Source organism: Saccharomonospora marina XMU15, from assembly GCF_000244955.1.
In the GTDB taxonomy this organism is placed as follows: domain Bacteria; phylum Actinomycetota; class Actinomycetes; order Mycobacteriales; family Pseudonocardiaceae; genus Saccharomonospora_A; species Saccharomonospora_A marina.
The window spans coordinates 3,482,442-3,503,032 of record NZ_CM001439.1 but is presented as its reverse complement, the minus strand read 5'-3'; the positions used below and the strand labels follow the sequence as shown (position 1 = coordinate 3,503,032).

The window sequence follows — 20,591 nt, the reverse complement described above, 5'->3', positions numbered from 1 at the left end:
CCGGCTCGCGAGTCCTGCGCTCCCGTCGGCGAGTTCTGCGCTCCGGCTCGCGAGTTCTGCGTTCCGGCCCGCGCTCTCGTCGGCGAGTCCCTCCACTCTGGCCCGCGAGTTCTGCGCTCCGGCCCGTGAGTTCTGCGCTCCGGCCCGTGAGTTCTGCGCTCCGGCTCCCCTGGCCGGGCGGCAGGCCACGGGAGCCGGCCTGCGCGGCCGTGCGGGTGGGCGATATCGGGCGAACGGTGGAGCGAGCATGCGACCGCCTCGCCGACGGAGCTTGTGACGGGGCTGTGACGGGGCAGGCGTGCGGCCACGCCGGCACCGATCGTTCGTCGTACCGTCCTGACGGCGTTACCCCGGCATCACCGCCGGTGAGCCCACATGCTCCATCGTCATCCACGTGCCAAGCGACATTCGCCCGGCGCGGCGACTGGTGGTGGTCGGTGACTCGACGGCGGTCGGCCTCGGCGACCCGATGGCCGACGGGACGTGGAGAGGTGTCGGTCCGCTCGTCGCCGCCGCGCTCGGTATCGCGCCCGACGGGTACCTGAACTGCTCCTTCACCGGTGCGCGCGTCCGTTGCGTGCTCCGCGATCAACTACCGGCAGCCCGCGCCCACCGTGCCGATGTCGCCCTCGTGGTGGCGGGTATGAACGACACGTTGCGTTCCGACTTCGACCCGCACGCCGTCGCCACCGACCTGCACGGTGTGCTCGCCGAACTCGTCGCTGTCGGCACGGTGCCGGTTGCCGTGCGGTTCCACGATCACGGCCGCGTGTTCCGGCTGCCCGCACCACTGCGCCGGGCGCTGCGTGACCGGATCACCGAACTCAACACCGCCGTCGACACCGCGGTGCGGGCCGCGGGCGTCCCGTGTGTCGATCTGGACGCGCTGCCAGGCACCTACGACCTCACGTCGTGGAGCGTGGACCGGCTGCACCCCTCCGAACTCGGGCACCGGCTGCTGGCGAGGGCCTTCACCGAGCGGCTGCGCACGGCCGGCTTCGCGGTCCCGTCGCCGGTCAGCCTCGCCTGCTCCGGCGGCGCCACCACCACGGCCGTCGACCATCTCGGCTGGCTGCTCACCCGTGGTGTGCCGTGGCTGTGGCGGAGGGGTCGCGACCTGCTGCCGCACGCCGCCGGGATCATGCTCAGGTCCGCGGGTCGCCGAGCCCGGCTGTCGGTGTCCGCGAGCGACCCACCGCGACGGGCCTGCGACAGCGCCGCTACGGACGGGGCGGCCCCGGCCGTCGGTGCCCCGGGCTAACGTCGAGGTGTGCACCAAGACGAACTGTTCACGGTGAACCCCGATGTGGCCCCGCCGCCGGAGCAGCCGGACCTGGCCCCGCGACCGCAGCAGCCGCCGCCGGGGGCGCCACTCGCGGTGCGGATGCGGCCCCGCACGCTGGACGAGGTCGTCGGGCAGCGGCACCTGCTCACCGACGGCGCGCCGCTGCGCAGACTCGTCGAAGGCGCCGCCCCGGCGTCGGTGCTGCTGCACGGCCCTCCCGGCACCGGCAAGACCACCCTTGCCAACCTGGTCTCCACGGCGACCGGCAGGCGGTTCGTCGCACTGTCGGCGCTGTCGGCGGGGGTGAAGGAAGTCCGAGGTGTGATCGAGGAGGCCAGGCGTCGCCGCCGCTACAACGGCGAGGACACCGTGCTGTTCATCGACGAGGTACACCGCTTCTCCAAGACGCAGCAGGACGCGCTGCTGGGCGCGGTGGAGGACCGCACGGTGCTGCTCGTGGCCGCGACCACGGAGAACCCCTCGTTCTCCGTGGTGTCGCCGTTGCTGTCGCGTTCACTGGTGCTGCAACTGCGCCCGCTGACCGACGACGACATCCGCGACGTGCTCGGCCGCGCGCTGACCGAGCAGCGCGGGTTGGCCTGCCGGTTCCAGCTCACCGACGAGGCACTGGACCACCTGGTTCGGCTGGCCGCCGGGGACGCCCGCAGGGCGCTGACCGCGCTGGAGGCCGCCGCCGACGCGGCGTCGGCCACCGAGCACGGCACCATCGAACTGGCCACCGTGGAGTCATGTGTGGACAAGGCCGCCGTGCGCTACGACCGCGACGGTGACCAGCACTACGACGTGACCAGCGCGTTCATCAAATCGATCAGGGGCTCCGACGTCGACGCGGCGCTGCACTACCTCGCCCGCATGATCGAAGCGGGCGAGGACCCGCGGTTCATCGCGAGACGGCTCGTCGTGCACGCCAGCGAGGACATCGGCATGGCTGACCCCACCGCGCTGCAGTCCGCGGTCGCCGCCGCCAACGCCGTGCAGTTCATCGGCATGCCGGAGGGCAGGCTGGCGTTGGCGCAGGCCACCGTGCACCTGGCCACGGCGCCCAAGTCGAACGCCGTCATCACCGCCATCGACGCCGCCCTCGCCGACGTGCGGGCGGGCCGGGTGGGCACGGTGCCGCCGCACCTGCGCGACGGCCACTACGCGGGCGCCACCCGGCTCGGCAACGCCACCGGCTACCGCTATCCGCACGATGCCGCCGAAGGTGTGCTGGCCCAGCAGTACCCACCCGACGAACTGCTCGGCACGGACTACTACAACCCCACCCAGCGTGGAGCGGAACGAGCACTGGCCGAGCGGGTGCCCAAGCTGCGCCGGACCGTGCGCGCACACCAGCCGCGACAGCCCTGACGGGTGTCGCGCGAGGTGCGTGAACACCATGTGGTCAACGACCGGCAGGGCGCTCCGGGCTCGGCCGACGACGCGCGGTAGCCTGACGCCCGAATCGGCGTCGTCACCGAACCTTAGGAGGGCACGTGTCGGCAGGGCAGATCGCCGCGTTGATCGCCGCGGGCGCCTTCGTGTTGCTGGTGTTGTTCGCGGCGATCGCGTTGGTCAAGCTCGGCCGCACGCTCGACGAGGCCACGATCGCCATCCGCAAGGCACACGAGAACACCGACCCGCTGCTGCACGGGGCCAATGACACGATCACGCACGTCAACACCCAGTTGGAGCGAGTTGACGGCATCACGGCGAACGCGCAGGCCGTCTCAGGCAACGTCTCCGCGCTGTCGTCGGTGTTCACGGCCACGCTGGGCGGGCCGCTGGTCAAGACGGCCGCGCTGTCGTACGGCATCACCAAGGCCGTGCGGGCGCGCCGCAAGGGCAAGGACGGCGAGGGCAGGCACTCCCGCCGCCGCCGGAAGGGCGGTAGGGGATGAGGAGGCTGTTCTGGCTGGGGATCGGCGTCGCCACCGGGGTGGCGCTCACCCGCAAGGCCGGTCAGGCGGCTCGTCAAGCCACTCCCGCGGGGTTAGCCTCGAACGTAGGTGACGCCGTGAGTGAGCTCGCGAGCGCCATCGGTGCCTTCGGTGCGGACGTCCGTGCCGGGATGAGCGAGCGGGAGACCGAGCTGAACGACATCGTGGAGCAGCGCAGTGGTCTGCCTGCGAGGCGGGCCACCACGCGCCAGGCTGCTGTCGAGCGGAGCGGAAGGCACTCCGCTTCGCAGCCGCGCGCGCGGCGAGCGCGCCGGGCGGAGAGCTGAGCCGGGAAGCCTTCCGGTACGCACTCCGCCGCCGCAGCCGTCCCCGATCCCGGCTCGGGCACCGGTGAGCGTGCCGACGAGCCCATTCCCGAGGAAAGCCAGTGGAAACACACGAGATCAACAAGCGATTTCTCGACTACTTCGAAAAGCACGGTCACACCAGGGTTCCCAGCGCCTCGCTGATCCTGGACGACCCGACGCTGCTGTTCGTCAACGCGGGCATGGTGCAGTTCAAGCCGTACTTCCTCGGCGAGGTGCCGCCGCCCTACCCGCGCGCCACCAGCGTGCAGAAGTGCGTGCGCACCGGTGACATCGACGAGGTCGGCAAGACCACCCGGCACAACACGTTCTTCCAGATGGCGGGCAACTTCTCCTTCGGCGACTACTTCAAGGAGGGCGCCATCGAGCGAGCCTGGGAACTGATCACCAGCTCCCAGGACGAGGGCGGGTTCGGGTTCGACCCCGACCGGTTGTGGGCCACCGTCTACGAGCACGACGCCGAGACCGCAGCGCTGTGGCGCGAGGTCGCGGGCCTGCCGTCGGAGCGCATCCAGTTCCGTGGCGCCGAGGACAACTACTGGGACATGGGGGTGCCCGGCCCCGGCGGGCCGTGCTCGGAGATCTACTACGACCGCGGTCCCGAGTTCGGCAGGGAGGGCGGCCCCGTCGTGGACGAGGACCGCTACCTCGAGATCTGGAACCTGGTCTTCATGCAGGACATCCGAGGCGAGGGCAGCCCGAAGAAGGGCCACCCGGTCGTCGGTGAGCTGCCCAAGAAGAACATCGACACCGGCATGGGCGTGGAGCGGGTCGCCTACCTGTTGCAGGGTGTCGCCAACGTGTACGAGACCGACCTGGTGCGGCCGGTGATCGCGCGTGCGGAGGAGTTCTCAGGGCGCCGCTACGGGGCCGACCACGCCGACGACGTTCGCTTCCGCGTCATCGCCGATCACGCCCGTTCCGGCGCCATGCTCATCGCCGACGGCGTTACCCCCGGCAACGAGGCCAGAGGCTACGTGCTGCGCAGGCTGCTGCGCCGCATCGTGCGCTCGGTGCGGTTGCTCGGGGTGCACGAGCCCGTGCTGCCGGAGTTCGCCGCGGTGGTGCGCGACGCCATGGCACCGTCCTACCCGGAGGTCGCTCGCGACTTCGACCGGATCAGCGACGTGATGCGCGTGGAGGAGGAAACCTTCCTTTCCACGCTGACCAGCGGTTCGCGCATCTTCGACCTGGCAGCAGAGGAGACCCGCCGCTCCGGTGGCACGATGCTGGCCGGGGACAAAGCCTTCCAACTGCACGACACCTACGGCTTCCCGATCGACCTGACCCTGGAGATGGCCGAGGAGCAGGGCCTTTCGGTCGACGAGGAGGGCTTCCGCACGCTGATGGAGCAGCAGCGGCAGCGCGCCAAGGCGGACGCGGCCGCCCGCAAGACCGGCCGGGGCGACCTCTCCGCCTACCGAAAGGTGCTGGAGCAGCACGGCGAGACCGAGTTCCTCGGCTACACCGACCTGCAGGCCACCGCCAGGGTGATCGCGCTGCTGGAGGACGGGCGGCCCGCCGCGGTCGTCGGTGAGGGACACACGGCGGAACTGGTGCTGGACCGCACCCCGTTCTACGCCGAGAGCGGTGGTCAGATCGCCGACACCGGCGTGCTCGTCGGGCACGGTGTCGAGCTGAAGGTGCTGGACGTGCAGAAGCTGGTGCCCGGCCTGTTCGTGCACCGGGTCGAGGTGGTCGGCGGCGAGGTGGCGATCGACACCGAACTGGTCGCGTCGGTGGACGCCACCCGCAGATCCGCCATCGCGCGCTCGCACTCGGCCACCCACCTGGTGCACGCCGCCGTGCGCGGCGCGTACGACAGGCGCGCGGCGCAGGCAGGTTCGCTCAACTCGCCCGGCCGGATGCGGTTCGACTTCACCACCCCCGGCTCGGTGTCGGCCGACCTGCTGACCTCGGTGGAGGAGGAGGTCAACGACTACCTGCAGACCGACGTCGAGGTGCAGTCCTACACCACCACCAAGGACAAGGCGCTGGAGCTGGGCGCGATCGCGTTGTTCGGCGAGAAGTACGGCAACCAGGTGCGCGTGGTCGACATGGGCGACTACTCCCGCGAGCTGTGCGGTGGTACGCACGTCGGTCGGATCGGCGAACTGGGGCTGGTGAAGCTGGTCGGCGACGCCTCGATCGGTTCGGGCGTGCACCGGGTGGAGGCCCTGGTCGGCACCGACGCGCTGCGCCACGTGCGTAAGGAGCAGCTGCTGGTTTCGCAGCTGGCGGGCACCCTCAAGGTCCCGACCGAGCAGCTGCCCGGCCGGATCGAGGACGTGCTAACGAGGTTGCGCAACGCCGAGAAGGAGATCGAGCGGCTGCGTACGCAGCAGGTGCTGGGGTCGGCGGGGTCGCTGGCCGAGCGGGCGCGAGACGTCGCCGGGGTCGCTGTCGTGGCCGAGAAGCTCGACGGCGACGTCGATGCGGGTGCCCTTCGCACGCTCGCCGGAGAGGTCCGCAACCGGCTGGGTTCGCGGCCGGGTGTGGTGGCGCTGTTCGCGCCGTCGGGTGAGAAGGTCAGTTTCGTCGTCGCGACCACGGCGGCGGCTCGGGACAAGGGCCTGGCCGCAGGCAAGCTGGTGCCGTCCTTCGCCGAGGCCGTCGGTGGCCGCGGCGGCGGCAAGGCGGACATGGCGCAGGGCGGTGGCACCAACCCCGCGGGCGTCGAGCAGGCCATCGGCGCGCTGCGAGGCGCCGTAGCGGCAGGGTGAGCGACATCCGTCCTGACCGCCCGGGTGAGCACGACCCGGGGGCCGGTCGCAGGCTGGCCGTGGACGTGGGGTCGGTGCGGGTCGGTGTCGCGCTGAGCGATCCCGCCCCGATCCTCGCGACACCGCTCGCTACCCTGTCGCGTGATGCGGACGACGACAGCGATCTCGACGAGTTGGCCCGGATTGTCACCGAGAATGAGGTGGTCGAGGTGATCGTGGGACTGCCGAGAACGCTGGCCGACCGGCACGGTGCGGCCGCGGCGACGGCCGCCGACTACGCCGAACGTCTGGCGGGTCGGGTCGCGCCGGTCGCGGTCAGGCTGGCCGACGAGCGGCTCACCACCGTCAGCGCCAGCCGGATGCTGTCGCAGCGCGGTGTCAAGGGCCGCAAGCAGCGCGCGGTCGTGGACCAGGCCGCGGCGGTGGAGATCCTGCAGGGCTGGCTCGACGCCAGGAGTGCCGCACTGGCGAGGGGGGAGACCCGACGATGACCTCTCCTCACGACGGCCGCGGGCGCAGGCGCGCCGCGCAGCCGCCGCAGCGGTCGGCGCCGACCGACGGGGGCGACCCGCAGGAACCCCCGCAGCGGGGAGCCGCCGGAGAGCAGCCGGCACCACGCCGGCCGGCGGGCAGGCGAGGACGGCGCAGCCAAGCGGAGCCGGCGCCGCCCCCCAGGCCGCCCCGGCGAGCCGACGAGAGAGCCGAGCCGCCGGGTCCGCCGCCGGTGGAACGCGCACCCCGGCCGCCCGCTCGCCGCGCCGAGCAGCGGCCCCGGCGCAGGCGTTCCCCCAACGACGGCGTGCCCGTGGACGAGAATCCCACCGACGTTCTCGAATTGGATCTCGACGAGGCCTACGACGACCTCGTCGACGCCGATGCCGCGGGCGACGAGCCCGATCGCGGCGCCGACGACGAGCGCGAACTGCCGCGCGACGACGAGCCGGACACGGGAAGGCAGGCGCGGCACGGCAGGCGCTTCCTGGGTTGGCTGGCGGCGTTGACGGTACTCGTGCTGCTGGCGGGCGGTGCCTACTACGGTGCCCGCGAACTGCTCGGGTTCGGCTACGCGGACTACGACGGCCCCGGCGAGACCGATGTCCTGCTGCAAGTCGAGGAAGGCGACTCGACCAGGGCGATCGCCACGAAACTGGCCGAGTTGGACGTGGTGGCCAGCGCGGAGGCCTTCGTCGCCGCCAGTGAGGGCGACCAGCGGGTGCTGGGCATCCAGCCCGGCTACTACGTGCTGAAGACGAAGCTGCCCGGCACCGACGCGGTGGCGCGCCTGGTGCAGGACGAAGCACGCGTGGGACAGCTTCAGCTTCGCGCGGGCACGCAACTCGACGACATCACCCAGCCCGACGGTTCGGTGACGCCGGGGGTGTTCTCGCTGCTTTCCAAGGCCTCGTGCGCGGAACTGAACGGCAAGAGCACGTGTGTGCGGCCGCAGCGGCTGCGCGAGGTGGCCGCCACCACCGACCTGGCCGAACTCGGCGTACCGCCCTGGGCCGCGGGTCCCGCCTCCGAGGCCGACCCGAGGCGCAGGCTGGAGGGACTCATCGCTCCGGGCGTGTACGACGTGCGGCCGGGCTGGGACGCGCGCACCTTGCTGTCGGAGGTGCTGCGGGTGTCCACCATCCGGATGCAGGCTGCCGGGCTGCCCGACGGGGCGGGAAGCACCCCGTACAGCCCGTACCAGGTGTTGATCATCGCTTCGCTGGTGGAACGGGAGGGGGTGGAGCACGACTTCACCAAGGTCGCCAGCGTGATCTACAACCGGCTGGACATCCGGATGCACCTCGGCCTGGACTCCACCGTGAACTACGTGCTCGACCGGCCGGAAGTGCGCACGACCGGCGACGACCGTGCGCGCGAGGGGCCCTACAACACCTACCGCAACTACGGGCTGCCGCCGACACCGATCTCCGCGCCGAGTGCGGAGGCGATCAAGGCGGCACGGGAACCGGCCGAGGGTGACTACCTGTACTTCGTGAAGTGCGAGACCAACGGCCTTTCCTGCTTCTCGAAGACGCAGGCCGAGCACGACCGCAAGGCCGAAGACGCGAGGAACCGTGGGGTCTACTGACGCCCGGTGCCGGGCGGCGGTGCTCGGCAAGCCGGTGGCGCACTCGCTGTCGCCGGTGTTGCACGAGGCCGCCTACCGCGCGCTCGGCCTGCACGGCTGGAGCTACGAGCGGCTGGAGGTCGACGCCGAGGGGTTGCCCGCGTTCGTGCGCGGCCTCGATGCCCGGTGGGCCGGCCTTTCGGTGACCATGCCGGGCAAGCGGGCGGCACTGGAGTTCGCGACCACTGCCACACCGCGTGCCTCGACGGTGGGCGCGGCCAACACCCTTGTCCACCTGGAGTCCGGGGGCTGGCTGGCCGACTGTACCGACGTGGACGGCGTGGTGGGTGCGTTGCGAGCGGCGGGCGGTTTTCGGGAAGGCGGCGGCCGGGTCGCCGTTGTGCTCGGCGCGGGCGCGACCGCCGCGGCAGCCGTGGTGGGATTGGCGCGGCTGGGGCTGGCGCAGGTGCGACTGGTGGTGCGCGAACCCGCCAGGGCGCACGAGACGGTGGCCGCCGCCAAGCGCGCGGGGCTGGGCGTCGAGGTGCGACGCTGGTCCGAAGCGGACTTCGGCGGCTGCGCGTCGGACGCCTCGGTGCTGGTCAGCACCGTACCGCCGGATGCTGTGGCCGAGCACGCGGCACGGCTGGCGCCCGTGGGATGCGTGCTCGACGTGATCTACCATCCGTGGCCGACCCCGCTGGCCGCCGCGGTGACCGATCGCGGCGGGCGCGTCGCCACCGGCCTCGACATGCTGCTGCATCAGTCCTTCGGGCAGGTGGAGCAGTTCACCGGGCTGAGCGCGCCGCGCGAGGCGATGCGGGATGCGCTGCGGGAGGCCACCGGGAGGGTGCTGCCACTGCCGCTGGACTGACAGCGCGGTGACCGCACCGGTTGGCGCGAAAGCCGCCCGTCGTTCACCTTCGGCGGCTACGGTCTGCCCGTGATCGGGTTGTCGAAGGTGCCCGCCGCACTGGCGGCGGTGGTGTTGCTGGTGGTGGGCGTTCCCGCGGCGCAGGCGGCGCCGCAGCGCGACAGCGGCGGCGTGCGGTTCGCCACGTTCAACGCCTCGCTGAACCGTGCGCAGCAGGGCGAACTGCTGGCGGATCTGTCCACCCCGGATGATCCACAGGCGCGTGAGGTGGCCGAGGTGATCCAGCGGGTCCGCCCGGACGTGCTGCTGCTCAACGAGTTCGACTACGTGCCGGGCGACGCGGCGGTCAACGCGTTTCGCGACAACTACCTGTCGGTGAGCCAGCAGGGCGCCCGGCCGATCGACTACCGCTACTCCTTCACCGCGCCGGTGAACACCGGTGTGCCCACCGGCTACGACCTCGACCGCGACGGGCGCGTCGGTGGTGGCAACGACGCGCACGGGTTCGGGCAGTTCGAGGGCCAGTACGGGATGGTGGTGCTGTCGCGCTACCCGATCGACAGCGCGCGAGTGCGCACCTTCCAGCGGTTCCGCTGGAGTGACCTGCCTGGTGCGCTGCTGCCCGACGATCCCGCCACCCCTCGACCCGGCGACTGGTACTCGCCGCGGATCCTGCAGGTGCTGCGGCTTTCGTCCAAGTCCCACTGGGACGTCCCGATCCGCGTCGATGGCCGCACCGTGCACCTGCTGGCTGCGCACCCCACTCCGCCCACCTTCGACGGCCCCGAGGACCGCAACGGAACGCGCAACCACGACGAGATCAGGTTCTGGGCCGACTACGTGACGCCGGGAAAGGGCGACTACATCTACGACGACGAGGGCAGGCGTGGCGGGTTGGCGCCGGGGCAGCGATTCGTGGTCGCGGGCGACTACAACGCCGATCCCGCCGACGGCGACAGCGTGCCCGGCGCGATCCGGCAGCTGCTGCGGGCGCCACGGGTGCACGACACGCGCCCCGCCAGCCTCGGTGCCGCGGTGGCCGCGCGGGAGCAGGGCGGCGCCAACACCGACCACGAGGGCAGCCCCTGGCTGGACACCGCCGACTTCGGTGACAGCGCGCCCGGCAACCTGCGGGTGGACTACGTGTTGCCCGCCCGTGGCCTCGGTGTGCGAGGTGACGGGGTGTTCTGGCCGGTGCCGGGGTCGGTGCTGGACCGGTTGGGCGATGCCTCCGACCACCACCTGGTGTGGGTGGACGTGCGCGTGCTCTAGCGTGAGGGCATGAAGATCGCGATCCTGGACGACTACCAGAACGTCGCGCTGAGCCTGGCCGACTGGGACTCGCTGCACGCCGACATCGAGGTGTTCACCCGCCACATCGCCGACCGCGACGAGCTGGTGCGGCGCCTCGCCGGGTTCGATGTGGTTGTCGCGATGCGGGAGCGCACCCCGTTCCCGGACGAAGTGCTCGCCGGGCTGCCGGACCTGCGGCTGCTGGTGACCACGGGACATCGCAACGCCTCGATCGACGTGGCCGCCGCGACCAGGCGGGGCATCGTGGTCTGTGGCACCGGTTACCTGCCGCATCCGACGGCGGAACTGACGTGGGCGCTGATCCTGGCCGCGGTGCGGCACCTGCCCAAGGAGGAGCGCGCGATGCGGGAGGGCGGCTGGCAGACCACCCTCGGCACCAGCCTGCACGGCAGCACGCTCGGCCTGCTCGGGCTGGGCAGGCTCGGGTCGCGGGTCGCGGGCATCGGGCAGGCCTTCGGCATGCGCACGATCGCCTGGAGCCACAACCTCACACCGGAGCGTGCCGCCGAGCACGGCGTCACAGCGGTGTCGAAGGAGCGGCTGTTCGCCGAGTCCGACGTGCTGTCGATCCACCTGGTGCTGGGCGAACGCACCCGGGGGCTGGTCACGGCGGCCGAGTTCGCGCTCATGAAGCCGACGGCGCTGCTGGTGAACACCTCCCGCGGCCCCATCGTGGACGAGTCCGCGCTGGTGCAGGCGCTGCGACAGGGCGACATCGGCGGCGCGGCACTGGACGTCTACGACACCGAGCCGCTGCCTGCGGACCACCCGCTGCGGTCGCTGCCGAACACGGTGCTGACCCCACACATCGGCTACGTCACCCGCGACGTCTACGAGGTGTTCTACCGCGACGCGGTCGCCGACATCGCGGCCTTCGCCCAGGGCTCACCGATCCGGGTCATCACCGCATGACAGGCGACCTCAGCGGTCCCGGCTCAGTGGTCCCGACTCAGTGGCCCAGTTCAGTGTCCCAACTCGGCGAGCACCGCGTCGGTGAACGCAGGCCAGACCTTTGCCGCCCACGCCCCGAACTGCCGGTCGGTGAGCGCCACGCAGGCCGCACCGGCGTCAGGGTCGACCCACAGGAACGTGCCTGACTGTCCGAAGTGGCCGAACGTGCGGGGCGAGCTGCGGCTGCCCGTCCAGTGTGGGCTCTTGCCGTCCCGGATCTCGAAACCGAGACCCCAGTCGTTGGGCTTTTGCTGCCCGAAACCCGGCAGCACGCCGTCCAGGCCGGGAAACGCCACCGTGGTCGCCGCGTCCAGCGTCGAGGCCGCGACCAGCTTCGGTGACTGCAACTCGGCGGCGAACGCAACCAGGTCATCCACAGTGGACGACGCGCCGGAGCCGGGGGAACCCTCCAGCCGCGTCCGTGACATTCGCAGCGGGTCGAGCAGCGCCTCCTGCTGGTAGTCGCCGAAGGCGATACCGGAGTGTTCGGTGAGCGCGTCGGCGAGCTGATCGAACCCGGTGCTGGAGTACATCCTGCGCTGCCCCGCAGGAGCGAGCACGCGGTGGTCGTCGAAGCCGAGGCCGGAGGTGTGGGCGAGCAGGTGCCGGACCGTCGATCCCGGCGGCCCCGCGGGCGTGTCGAGCTCGACCACGCCCTCCTCGATGGCGATCAGCGCCGTGTACGCGGTGAGGAGCTTGGTCACCGACGCGAGCGCGAACACCCTGCCGCCGTCACCGTGTGCGCCCAGCACCGTGCCGTCGGCGGCCACCACCGCCACCGCCGCGTCGTCGACGGGCCACTGCTCGATCAACCGCACGCTGTCCATGCCCCCACCCTACGAAGGCGAGGCATCCTGCCGTTCGGTGAGGTAGGTGCGCAGCCAGTCACCGGCCAGTTCGGCGACCCGCTGCAGCGCACCGGGTTCCTCGAACAGGTGCGTGGCACCGGAGACCACCTGGATCTCGTGCGGAGCGCGTAACCGCCGCGCGGCCTGCTCGTTGAGCGTGAGTACCTGCCGGTCGCGCTCGCCGACGACGAGCAGCACCGGCGCCCTCACGTCCTCGAGTGCGTCACCGGCCAGGTCCGGCCGCCCTCCCCTGGACACCACCGCCTGCACCAGGTCGGGCCTGCGCGCGGCGGCCGCCAGCGCGGCGGCCGCGCCCGTGCTGGCGCCGAACAGCCCGATGGGCAGCCCTCGGGTGTGCTCGCCCTTCGACAGCTGATCCACAGCGGTGACCAGCCGAGCGGTCAGCAGGTCGATGTCGAAACGCAACCGTGCCGTCTGCCGGTCGAGCTCCTCCTCGTCGCTGCTGAGCAGGTCGAACAGCAGCGTGGCCAGCTGGTTGTCCTGCAACGTTTTGGCGACCGCGATGTTGCGCGGGCTGTGCCGGGAGCTGCCGGAGCCGTGTGCGAACGCCACCACGCCGCGGGCGTCGGCCGGCACGGTCAGGTCGCCCGCCAGCGCGGCCGTCTCGGTCGTGACGTCGAAGGGCACCGTCATGCCTGGCTCCCCTCGTCGAGAAGTCGGATCACCTCGTCGTCGGTGGTCTGGGAGAAGTCGGAATACCACTCGCCGACGGCATGAAAGCGTTCCGGCAGCCAGGCGCAGACCACCTCGTCGGCCTCCGCCCGTAGTGCCGCCGCGGCCTGCGCGGCACACACCGGCGCGGCGAGGACCAGCGTCCGGGGGCCTTCCTGGCGAATGGCCCGCAGCGCCGCCGTGGCGGTGACACCGGTGGCGAGGCCGTCGTCCACGACGATCACGTCGCGGCCCTCCACCGGCTGCGGCTGCCTGCCACGCTGGTACAGCCGTGCCCTGCGCTGGGCTTCGGCACGTTCGCGTTCGGAGACCGCGTCCAACTCGTCGGCGGAGATGCCCAGCGCGCGAACGCCTGCCGCGTCGTAGTTGGCGGGTCCGTGCGCGGTCACCGCGCCGACGCCGAACTCCGGCCTGCCGGGCGCGCCGATCTTTCGCGCCACCACCACCCCGAGCGGGGCGTCGAGCAGGCGTGCCACCTCGGCGGCGACGGGTACCCCGCCTCGCGCCAGCCCCAGTACGACCGGCCGCACCCAGCGCCGCTCGGCGAGTGTTCGCGCCAGCCTCACGCCTGCTTCGCGGCGGTTGGTGAACGTCCGTTCGACCTTCGTCGTCCTGCGCATCACTTCCTGCTCGCCTCGTTCGACGTCGCTTGTGGTCAGCCGGGCTCGCCGCGACGCTTGCGGTGCACGACCCAGCCGAGGTCGACGGCGCTGCCCGCGGCGAGGACCCCGAGCACGACAGCGCCCCAGACAATGCCGAACCAGGCGAACAGCACCGCACCCGCGACGCCGAGAACGACCGCCAGGCTCGCGAGCACGATCCGTAACGTCAGCGCGCTGTAGGCGGGGGCGGCGCCGCCGAAGCCCCCGGTGGGGTCGTGGTAGTCGGGCAGACCTCGCTCGTAGTCCTCGCGGCCGCGAGGCCGGTCGTGTCGTGCCTGCATGTGCGCGGAGTACCCACCGGCGCTTCCCGCGACACCCTCGGGTGACAGCCTGGCGCCCTTACCGCGTCGGCGTCGGGGCCGCCTCAGGTGTCGGCCTTGCCAGGCGACTCGCCGGTGGTTGCCTCACGGTCCGCGGGTCCAGTCGCGGCGGGCTGGTCGTCCTCCTCACGGCCGGGCGTGCGCAGGTTCCACCTGGTGATGACCCACCTGAACAGCAGGTAGTACAGCACGGCGTAGCCGAGCCCGATCGGGATGAGCAGCCAGGCCTTGCTCGCCGCCTGCGCGCCCGCGTTGAGCAGGAAGTCGATCCCGCCCGCGGAGAAGGTGAAGCCGAGGTGGATGTCGAGCGCGTTGGCCAGCGCGAGCGACAGTCCCGTCAGCACCGCGTGAATGATGTAGAGCGGCCACGCCACGAACATGAAGGAGAACTCGATCGGCTCGGTCACGCCGGTGAGGAACGAGGTCAGCGCGGCACTGACCATGATGCCACCGACGATCTTGCGCTGTCCCGGCCGCGCGGTCTGCCAGATGGCCAGTGCCGCCGCGGGCAGCGCGAACATGAAGATCGGGAAGAACCCGGTCATGAACGCGCCCGCGTCGGGGTCGCCCGCGAAGAAGTTGTTGATGTCGCCGCCGTCGAAGACGAGCCACACCGGGACGTTGAGCAACTGGTGCAGTCCCACCGGGATCAGCAGCCGGTTCAGCATGCCGTAGATGCCACCGCCGACCACCGCGTCGGAGGTGACCGCCTCGCCGAGCGAGCGGATGGCGGCGTCGATCGGCGGGAACGCCAGCCCGAACAGCACGCCCACCAGCAGCAGGACGAAGGCGTTGAGGATCGGCACGAACCGCCGCCCGCCGAAGAAGGCGAGGTAGGGCGGGAGCTTGACACGGTGGTACCGCTGCCACAGCACGGCCGTCACGAGTCCGACCACCACTCCGGACAGGATGCTGTACGGCCATTTCACCGGCTGCAGGTACCAGCCCGGCTGGAAACCCTCCAGCTGCTCTATCGGCGCGAAAACCTGCACGACCTTGTTGAACACCACGAATCCCACGACGGCGGCCACCCCGGTGGAGCCGTCGCCCCTGCGTGCGAAGCCGACCGCGATGCCCACGGCGAACACCAGCGGCAGCCAGTCGAACAGCCCGCCACCGGCCGCCGCGAGCACCCTGGCGATGTCCTCGGTGGCCGACCAGCGGCCGAGCATGTCGTCCTGCCCGAGCCGCAACAGCAGACCCGCGGCGGGCAGCGTCGCGATCGGCAGCATCAGGCTCCGCCCGAAACGTTGCAGTCCGGCGAACCGCCTGCCGCTGCCCTTGGGCGTGGCCTCGGTGGTGGCGTCCATCGGGAACCTCCGGTTCCGGTTGTGGCGGTGCCTGCGTGCCCGCCTTCGCTTGCCGACCTTGGTACGTTGCGGGGTCTAGACCATTCGTCGATGGGGCAGAATGCTCCGACACCGAAGTGGTGTCAACCGCCGTTACGGGTTTGTGGCGGCCAACGGCACGACACGAGGAGAGCACGATGGCGGACGAGCGGCCGCGGCGGATCCTCGCCGCGCTGGGCGGTGTGGACAACGTCGTCGACATCGAGGGCTGCGTCACCAGGTTGCGCTGCGAACTGCGGGACGGCTCCGTGGTGGACGAGGCCGAACTCAGGCGGACGGGCGCGCACGGTGTCGTGCGAATGGGCGGCGTCGTGCAGGTGATCGTGGGGCCCGAGGCCGACACGATCGCGGCCGACATCCAGGACCTGCTGTGAAGCTGCGGGTCGGCAGCCCGGTGGCTGGGCGCACGGCGACGCTGGCGCGGGTACCGGACCCGGTGTTCGCTCAGGCGCTCGTGGGGCCGGGCATGGCGGTGTGGCCGCAGGACGGGCCCGCGGACGCCGTGGCACCGATCGACGGCACCATAGCCACGTTGCACCCGCACGCGTTCGTGGTGGCGGCCGACGACGGCCGGGCCGTGCTGGTACACCTGGGCATCGACACCGTCGAGCGGCACGGCGACGGCTTCACCGCGCACGTGGTGCGCGGCGAGTCGGTACGAGCGGGTCAGCCTGTTCTCGGTTGGCACCCGGCGCAGGTGCGGCAGGCGGGCTACTCACCCGTGGTGCCGGTGATCGCGCTCGACGCCACAGCGGCGACCCTCACCATCCCGGCGGAGGGCGCGACGGTCGGCGCCGGGCAGGAGCTGTTCGTCTGGTCGCCGTGACGGCGCTGGTGGCCGTGACGGCCGGCCCCGCGTCAGGCCGTGACGACCTGGCCGTTGTCGATGCGCACGCCGATCTCGGGTAGCGGCTGATCGGCGGGACCCTGCCGCACCTCGCCGGTGAACGCGTCGAACACCGAGCCGTGGCACGGGCAGTGCAGCTGGGCTCCCTGCGGGTCCACCTTGCAGCCCCGGTGCGTGCAAATGGCACTGAACGCGGCCACCTCGTTGGCCGAAGGCCGGGACACGATCGCGTCCTGCCCGTCGGGGGTGGTCACGGCGGTGGCGCCGCCCACGGGAACGTCGGAGAGCGCGGTGAGGTTCTGCCCCGGTTGCCCCCCTGCGGTGGGCTGCTGCTCACCACCTCCCGACGAGGTGGGCCCGGACTGCTCACCTCCGCAGGCGGCGAGGGCGGTCCCGCCGACGGCGGCGGTGGCCACGGCGGCTCCGGTGGTCAGTACGGTGCGTCGGCTGGGTGAGTGCTGAGATCGCTCAGTCATGTGTCTACACACGAAGGCGACGCGCGTTCGGTTCAGTTTCTCGCCGGATCGAACCACGCGGCCGGGCGCACCGTGTTATCGATAGGGAACGCGAAGGCAACGCGGATGCCGGAGACTGCCCGCCGATGGCGGGCACCATGACAACGACGGCGAGTCGGGAGTGGCGATGGTCGGCTGGGTGCTGCGGATACTGGTGGCGGCGGGGCTGCTCGGCTCGGCGTGGGTTCACCTCGTGGTGTGGCTGGACTGGGCGTCCGAAACCGCAGTCGTCGGAGAGTTGTTCCTGGTCAACGTCGTGGCAGGGGTGATCATCGCCGCCGCCGTGCTGCTGTGGCGGCACTGGCTGCCCGCGCTGACCGCCGTGGGCTTCGGCGCGGCGACGCTGCTGGCCTACGCGCTGTCGTTGACCGTGGGCCTGTTCGGGGTCCAGGAGCAGTTCGCCACGCAGGAGGAGTTGTGGGCGCTGCTGGCCGAGGCGGGCTGTGTCGTGTTCGGGCTGGCACTGCTGTTCGTCTCCGGCCGGCAGGCGCCGATCAGGGGCGAGGTGGCGTGAACGAAGCGGCCGAAGCGCGGCTGATGCGTGCCCTGCACGACGAGCACGCGGCGGCGCTGTGGTCCTTCGCGCTGCACCTGACCGACGGCGACCGTGTCCGCGCGGAGGACATCGTGCAGGAGACGTTGCTGCGCGCGTGGCGGCACCCCAGGGTGCTCGACCAGTCCCAGCGCTCGGCGCGGTCGTGGCTGTTCACGGTGGCGCGGCGCATCGCCATCGACGGCTGGCGCTCGGCGGCGGCCCGCTCCGAGGTCGCCACCGATGTGCCGCCGGAGTCCGCCGTGCCCGACGACACCGAGCGTGCCGTGCAGGGCTGGATCGTGGCCGACGCGCTGGGCGAGCTGTCCCCGCGGCACCGCGAAGTGCTGCTGCTGTGCTTCTTCCAGGGACTGTCGGTGGCCGACGCAGCGGCACGGCTGGGCGTCGCCGAGGGCACCGTCAAGTCCCGCACCCACTACGCCCTGCGCGCGCTGCGGCTCGTGCTGGAGGAGAAGGGGGTGACGAGGTGAATCCGACCCCCAACGGCCACGTCGATCCGTTCGCCACGTTCGGCGGGGCCTACGTGCTCGGGGCGCTGACCCCAGGGGAGCGCGCCGAATTCGAGGAACACCTACGGCACTGTGAGGAGTGCGCCCGCTCGGTCCGCGAGTTGGCCGGGTTGCCCGGTCTGCTGGCACAGGTCGAGTCGCCCGCGACGTTGCGGTCCCACCCGCCGCCCGAGCTGTTGCCCGGTCTGCTGGCGAAGGTGCGCGGGCAACGAAGGCGCAGGCTCGTCGGTGGCGTCGCTGCTGTCGCTGTCGCTGTCGCCGCTTGCGTCGCGCTGCTGCTCATCGCGCTGCCGGGTGGGGGGCCCTCCGGGCCCGCGGGCACCGCCATGACACCGCTGGGTGCCTACCCGGTACAGGCCAGCGTGCGGCTCACCGAGGCCGACTGGGGTACCCGGATCGAGATGTCGTGCAGCTACGACGGCAGCAAGGGTGGGGACTACGTACTCGTCGCCGTGCGCCCCGACGGCACGGCCACCCGACTGGCCAGCTGGTACGCGGTACCGGACGACACCGCCGAACTCACCATCGGGACCCCGCTGAACCGTGCGGAGATCACCGCACTCGAGGTTCGCCTACCCGACGGCCCGGTGCTGCTGCGCCTACCCGTGTCAGGCTGACCCCACCCGCGAGTCCCCCGTTCCTGCCCGCGAGTTCTGCGTTCCTGCCCGCGAGTTCTGCGTTCCTGCCCGCGAGTTCCCCGCTTCGGCCCATGCGTTCTGCGTTCCCGTCAGGCACGGATCTCGTGCCGCTGCGGCCCGAGTTCGCGCGGCAGCGACGAGCCCGAGCCGCGAAACCCGCACGAGTGAAAACAACTCGGCCAGTGTCACGAGCGGAACTCTCGTACCACGAGCTGCTTGCCTGCCGACTCGCCCGCACGGCAGCCTGAAGCGGTGTTCTTGGGACTGATCTTCGCCGTCACCGGCTTCGTCATCGGCTGGGCCGCCAGCCGGGTGCTGTGCCATGCGCCGCGCCCGGCCGCCGTGCCGGTCCGCTGGTGCGCCGCCGGGACGGCGTCGCTCTGGGCCGCGGTGGCCTGGCGCTGGACGGCAGGCGGCCTGCCCGCATGGTGGCTGCCCGTGCCGCTCGTCGTCACAGCGCTGAGCGTGCCGCTGGCCGTGGCCGATCTCGGTCACCGACGCCTGCCCGACGCCCTCACCGTGCCCGCGTACCCCCTCGCGGCGCTGGCGCTGGGCATCGCGGCGGTGGCCGGGCCCGGCGGAGCACTGGTCGCGCGGGCGGTGCTCGCGGCCGTGCTGTTCGCCGGCGTCCACGCCCTGGTACACGCCGTAGCACCGACCGCGCTGGGAGCGGGTGACGTGAAGCTGTCGGGCAGCGTCGGTGCGGTTGTCGGTGCGACGGGATGGCAGGCCCTTGTGGTCACCGCGGGCACGGCCGCGGTGACCACACTGGGTCTGGCCGCGACGGCGGCGGCGCTGCGGGTTCGCCGGTGGCGTGACGGGGTACCGCACGGCCCTGGCCTGCTCACAGCGGCCTGCCTGGTCACGGTGTTCCCCGGCGCGGGCTCGGAGGTGCACATGGGTAGCTGAACGAGTGCGCGTGGGCTCGTGACAGGATCGTCGGGTGTTGCGCTGGATAACCGCTGGTGAATCGCATGGCCCGGCCTTGGCCGCCGTCCTGGAGGGCATGGTGGCGGGGGTACGGATCACAACCGCCGACCTGAGCGAGCAACTCGCCCGCAGGCGGCTGGGCTTCGGGCGCAGTCCGAGGATGGGTTTCGAGACCGACCGGGTCGAGTTCGTCGGCGGTGTGCGACACGGCCTCACCCAGGGTGGGCCGATCGCGGTGCAGATCGAGAACGCCGAGTGGCCCAAGTGGCAGCAGGTGATGGCCGCCGATCCGGTCGACGAGGCGGAGTTGCGGGGCCTGGCCCGCAACGAGCCGCTGACGAGGCCGCGCCCCGGCCATGCCGACCTTCCTGGCATGCAGAAGTACGGCTTCGACGAGGCACGGCCGGTACTCGAGCGGGCGAGCGCCCGCGAGACCGCGTCGCGGACGGCACTGGGCACGGTTGCCAGGGCGTTCCTCCGGCAACTGCTCGGTGTCGAGATCGTCAGCCACGTGGTGTCCATCGGCGGGGCACAGGCGCCGGAAGGCCCGCTTCCGGGCCCGCAGGATCTGCCCGGTATCGACGCCAGTCCGGTGCGGGCCTTCGGTGAGGAGGCGACGCAGGCCATGGTGTCGGAGGTCGACGAGGTCAGGAAGGCCGGCGACACCGTCGGCGGAGTCATCGAGGTGATCGCCTACGGCCTGCCGCCCGGCCTCGGCTCGCACGTGCACTGGGACCGCAGGCTCGACGCGAGGCTGGCAGGGGCCCTCATGGGTGTGCAGGCGATGAAGGGCGTGGAGGTCGGCGACGGCTTCACCACCGCGCGCCGCTGGGGCAGTCAGGCTCACGACGAGATCGACAGGGCAGACGGTCCCAAGGGCGTCAGCCGCCGTTCCAACCGGGCGGGTGGCTTGGAAGGCGGCATCACCAACGGTGAGCCGTTGCGGTTGCGGGTCGCGATGAAGCCGATCTCGACCGTCCCTCGTGCGCTGTCCACAGTGGACGTGGCGACCGGGGAGCCCGCCGTGGCGATCCATCAGCGCTCGGATGTGTGTGCGGTGCCCAGGGCCGGAGTCGTGCTGGAGTCGGTGGTGGCACTGGTGCTTGCCGACGCGGCGCTGGAGAAGTTCGGCGGCGACTCGCTGCGGGAGAGCAGGCACAACGCCGAGTCCTACCTTGCGGGGCTGGAAAGCTGGTGGCAGCGCTGACCGGCCGCGGACCATCCGGTGCCGGACACACCGGCGCGGACGGCT

At 71.6% G+C, this 20,591-nt stretch carries 23 protein-coding genes; 17 read left to right on the top strand and 6 right to left on the bottom strand.

Annotation, left to right across the window (positions count from 1 at the left end; genetic code table 11):
- The first annotated feature begins 394 nt into the window (after window positions 1-394).
- From SACMADRAFT_RS16560 to SACMADRAFT_RS16515, 10 genes are all read left to right on the top strand, one after another.
- Window positions 395-1,261 (top strand): SGNH/GDSL hydrolase family protein, encoded by an 867-nt coding sequence (locus SACMADRAFT_RS16560; protein WP_232285418.1) that lies wholly within the window; start codon window positions 395-397, stop codon window positions 1,259-1,261.
- 9 nt (window positions 1,262-1,270) lie between these two features.
- Window positions 1,271-2,656 (top strand): replication-associated recombination protein A, encoded by a 1,386-nt coding sequence (locus tag SACMADRAFT_RS16555; protein WP_009154985.1) that lies wholly within the window; start codon window positions 1,271-1,273, stop codon window positions 2,654-2,656.
- 125 nt (window positions 2,657-2,781) lie between these two features.
- Window positions 2,782-3,186, top strand: coding sequence for a DUF948 domain-containing protein (locus SACMADRAFT_RS16550; protein WP_009154984.1), 405 nt, complete (start codon window positions 2,782-2,784; stop codon window positions 3,184-3,186).
- Window positions 3,183-3,512 carry a hypothetical protein gene (locus tag SACMADRAFT_RS16545; protein ID WP_009154983.1) on the top strand — a complete coding sequence of 110 codons (330 nt, stop codon included), beginning with the start codon at window positions 3,183-3,185 and terminating at the stop codon, window positions 3,510-3,512. The genes SACMADRAFT_RS16550 and SACMADRAFT_RS16545 overlap by 4 nt, the downstream gene beginning before the upstream one ends.
- 101 nt (window positions 3,513-3,613) lie before the next feature.
- The gene (gene alaS, locus SACMADRAFT_RS16540; RefSeq protein WP_009154982.1) at window positions 3,614-6,274 is read left to right on the top strand and encodes an alanine--tRNA ligase; all 2,661 of its coding nucleotides are present in this window, start codon (window positions 3,614-3,616) and stop codon (window positions 6,272-6,274) included.
- Window positions 6,271-6,765 carry a Holliday junction resolvase RuvX gene (ruvX, locus tag SACMADRAFT_RS16535; protein WP_009154981.1) on the top strand — a complete coding sequence of 165 codons (495 nt, stop codon included), beginning with the start codon at window positions 6,271-6,273 and terminating at the stop codon, window positions 6,763-6,765. The genes alaS and ruvX overlap by 4 nt, the downstream gene beginning before the upstream one ends.
- Entirely contained in the window at window positions 6,762-8,357 is a 1,596-nt protein-coding gene (gene mltG, locus SACMADRAFT_RS16530; RefSeq protein WP_009154980.1) for an endolytic transglycosylase MltG, read from the top strand. The genes ruvX and mltG overlap by 4 nt, the downstream gene beginning before the upstream one ends.
- A complete protein-coding gene (locus SACMADRAFT_RS16525; protein WP_009154979.1) occupies window positions 8,344-9,210 on the top strand; it encodes a shikimate dehydrogenase in 867 nt (288 codons plus the stop codon). Before mltG ends, SACMADRAFT_RS16525 begins: the two co-directional genes overlap by 14 nt.
- Window positions 9,211-9,321: 111 nt before the next feature.
- Window positions 9,322-10,482: an endonuclease/exonuclease/phosphatase family protein gene (locus SACMADRAFT_RS16520; protein ID WP_050998383.1), complete on the top strand. Its 1,161-nt coding sequence runs from the start codon at window positions 9,322-9,324 to the stop codon at window positions 10,480-10,482.
- 9 nt (window positions 10,483-10,491) lie between these two features.
- Window positions 10,492-11,436, top strand: coding sequence for a D-2-hydroxyacid dehydrogenase family protein (locus tag SACMADRAFT_RS16515; protein ID WP_009154977.1), 945 nt, complete (start codon window positions 10,492-10,494; stop codon window positions 11,434-11,436).
- Window positions 11,437-11,486: 50 nt separating this feature from the next.
- On the opposite strand, the gene SACMADRAFT_RS16510 is transcribed toward SACMADRAFT_RS16515, so the two are convergent.
- The 5 genes from SACMADRAFT_RS16510 to SACMADRAFT_RS16490 form a co-directional block, all read right to left on the bottom strand.
- Window positions 11,487-12,302, bottom strand: a complete 816-nt coding sequence (locus SACMADRAFT_RS16510; RefSeq protein ID WP_009154976.1) for a serine hydrolase domain-containing protein — start codon at window positions 12,300-12,302, stop codon at window positions 11,487-11,489.
- A 9-nt stretch (window positions 12,303-12,311) separates the two neighbouring features.
- A complete protein-coding gene (locus SACMADRAFT_RS16505) occupies window positions 12,312-12,977 on the bottom strand; it encodes a dienelactone hydrolase family protein (RefSeq protein WP_009154975.1) in 666 nt (221 codons plus the stop codon).
- Window positions 12,974-13,636: a phosphoribosyltransferase gene (locus SACMADRAFT_RS16500; RefSeq protein WP_009154974.1), complete on the bottom strand. Its 663-nt coding sequence runs from the start codon at window positions 13,634-13,636 to the stop codon at window positions 12,974-12,976. Before SACMADRAFT_RS16500 ends, SACMADRAFT_RS16505 begins: the two co-directional genes overlap by 4 nt.
- 35 nt (window positions 13,637-13,671) lie before the next feature.
- The gene (locus SACMADRAFT_RS16495; protein ID WP_009154973.1) at window positions 13,672-13,959 is read right to left on the bottom strand and encodes a DUF6343 family protein; all 288 of its coding nucleotides are present in this window, start codon (window positions 13,957-13,959) and stop codon (window positions 13,672-13,674) included.
- A gap of 83 nt (window positions 13,960-14,042) precedes the next feature.
- Window positions 14,043-15,308: a PTS transporter subunit EIIC gene (locus SACMADRAFT_RS16490; protein ID WP_009154972.1), complete on the bottom strand. Its 1,266-nt coding sequence runs from the start codon at window positions 15,306-15,308 to the stop codon at window positions 14,043-14,045.
- Window positions 15,309-15,484: 176 nt separating this feature from the next.
- Between SACMADRAFT_RS16490 and SACMADRAFT_RS16485 the strand changes: the two genes are divergently transcribed.
- Together SACMADRAFT_RS16485 and SACMADRAFT_RS16480 are read left to right on the top strand one after the other, a co-directional pair.
- Window positions 15,485-15,721 carry a glucose PTS transporter subunit EIIB gene (locus SACMADRAFT_RS16485; protein ID WP_009154971.1) on the top strand — a complete coding sequence of 79 codons (237 nt, stop codon included), beginning with the start codon at window positions 15,485-15,487 and terminating at the stop codon, window positions 15,719-15,721.
- Window positions 15,718-16,173 carry a PTS sugar transporter subunit IIA gene (locus SACMADRAFT_RS16480; protein WP_009154970.1) on the top strand — a complete coding sequence of 152 codons (456 nt, stop codon included), beginning with the start codon at window positions 15,718-15,720 and terminating at the stop codon, window positions 16,171-16,173. The genes SACMADRAFT_RS16485 and SACMADRAFT_RS16480 overlap by 4 nt, the downstream gene beginning before the upstream one ends.
- Window positions 16,174-16,205: 32 nt before the next feature.
- On the opposite strand, the gene SACMADRAFT_RS16475 is transcribed toward SACMADRAFT_RS16480, so the two are convergent.
- Window positions 16,206-16,670, bottom strand: a complete 465-nt coding sequence (locus SACMADRAFT_RS16475) for a Rieske (2Fe-2S) protein (protein ID WP_040925727.1) — start codon at window positions 16,668-16,670, stop codon at window positions 16,206-16,208.
- Between the two features lie 166 nt (window positions 16,671-16,836).
- Between SACMADRAFT_RS16475 and SACMADRAFT_RS16470 the strand changes: the two genes are divergently transcribed.
- The 5 genes from SACMADRAFT_RS16470 (at window position 16,837) to aroC (ending at window position 20,546) form a co-directional block, all read left to right on the top strand.
- Window positions 16,837-17,223, top strand: a complete 387-nt coding sequence (locus tag SACMADRAFT_RS16470; RefSeq protein WP_009154968.1) for a hypothetical protein — start codon at window positions 16,837-16,839, stop codon at window positions 17,221-17,223.
- The gene (locus tag SACMADRAFT_RS16465; protein WP_009154967.1) at window positions 17,220-17,732 is read left to right on the top strand and encodes a sigma-70 family RNA polymerase sigma factor; all 513 of its coding nucleotides are present in this window, start codon (window positions 17,220-17,222) and stop codon (window positions 17,730-17,732) included. Before SACMADRAFT_RS16470 ends, SACMADRAFT_RS16465 begins: the two co-directional genes overlap by 4 nt.
- Window positions 17,729-18,388, top strand: coding sequence for a zf-HC2 domain-containing protein (locus SACMADRAFT_RS16460; RefSeq protein WP_009154966.1), 660 nt, complete (start codon window positions 17,729-17,731; stop codon window positions 18,386-18,388). Before SACMADRAFT_RS16465 ends, SACMADRAFT_RS16460 begins: the two co-directional genes overlap by 4 nt.
- 273 nt (window positions 18,389-18,661) lie before the next feature.
- Window positions 18,662-19,318, top strand: coding sequence for a prepilin peptidase (locus tag SACMADRAFT_RS16455; RefSeq protein ID WP_009154965.1), 657 nt, complete (start codon window positions 18,662-18,664; stop codon window positions 19,316-19,318).
- Between the two features lie 34 nt (window positions 19,319-19,352).
- Window positions 19,353-20,546 (top strand): chorismate synthase, encoded by a 1,194-nt coding sequence (aroC, locus tag SACMADRAFT_RS16450; RefSeq protein WP_009154964.1) that lies wholly within the window; start codon window positions 19,353-19,355, stop codon window positions 20,544-20,546.
- Window positions 20,547-20,591: the final 45 nt, after the last annotated feature.

Coding starts and splice junctions, on each gene's coding strand:
- SACMADRAFT_RS16485 (WP_009154971.1), top strand. CDS start 15,485: ATGGCGGACGAGCGGCCGCGGCGGATCCTCGCCGCGCTGGGCGGTGTG.
- SACMADRAFT_RS16515 (WP_009154977.1), top strand. CDS start 10,492: ATGAAGATCGCGATCCTGGACGACTACCAGAACGTCGCGCTGAGCCTG.
- SACMADRAFT_RS16505 (WP_009154975.1), bottom strand. CDS start 12,977: ATGACGGTGCCCTTCGACGTCACGACCGAGACGGCCGCGCTGGCGGGC.
- SACMADRAFT_RS16470 (WP_009154968.1), top strand. CDS start 16,837: ATGGTCGGCTGGGTGCTGCGGATACTGGTGGCGGCGGGGCTGCTCGGC.
- SACMADRAFT_RS16475 (WP_040925727.1), bottom strand. CDS start 16,670: ATGACTGAGCGATCTCAGCACTCACCCAGCCGACGCACCGTACTGACC.
- SACMADRAFT_RS16510 (WP_009154976.1), bottom strand. CDS start 12,302: ATGGACAGCGTGCGGTTGATCGAGCAGTGGCCCGTCGACGACGCGGCG.
- SACMADRAFT_RS16490 (WP_009154972.1), bottom strand. CDS start 15,308: ATGGACGCCACCACCGAGGCCACGCCCAAGGGCAGCGGCAGGCGGTTC.
- SACMADRAFT_RS16495 (WP_009154973.1), bottom strand. CDS start 13,959: ATGCAGGCACGACACGACCGGCCTCGCGGCCGCGAGGACTACGAGCGA.
- mltG (WP_009154980.1), top strand. CDS start 6,762: ATGACCTCTCCTCACGACGGCCGCGGGCGCAGGCGCGCCGCGCAGCCG.
- SACMADRAFT_RS16500 (WP_009154974.1), bottom strand. CDS start 13,636: ATGCGCAGGACGACGAAGGTCGAACGGACGTTCACCAACCGCCGCGAA.
- SACMADRAFT_RS16545 (WP_009154983.1), top strand. CDS start 3,183: ATGAGGAGGCTGTTCTGGCTGGGGATCGGCGTCGCCACCGGGGTGGCG.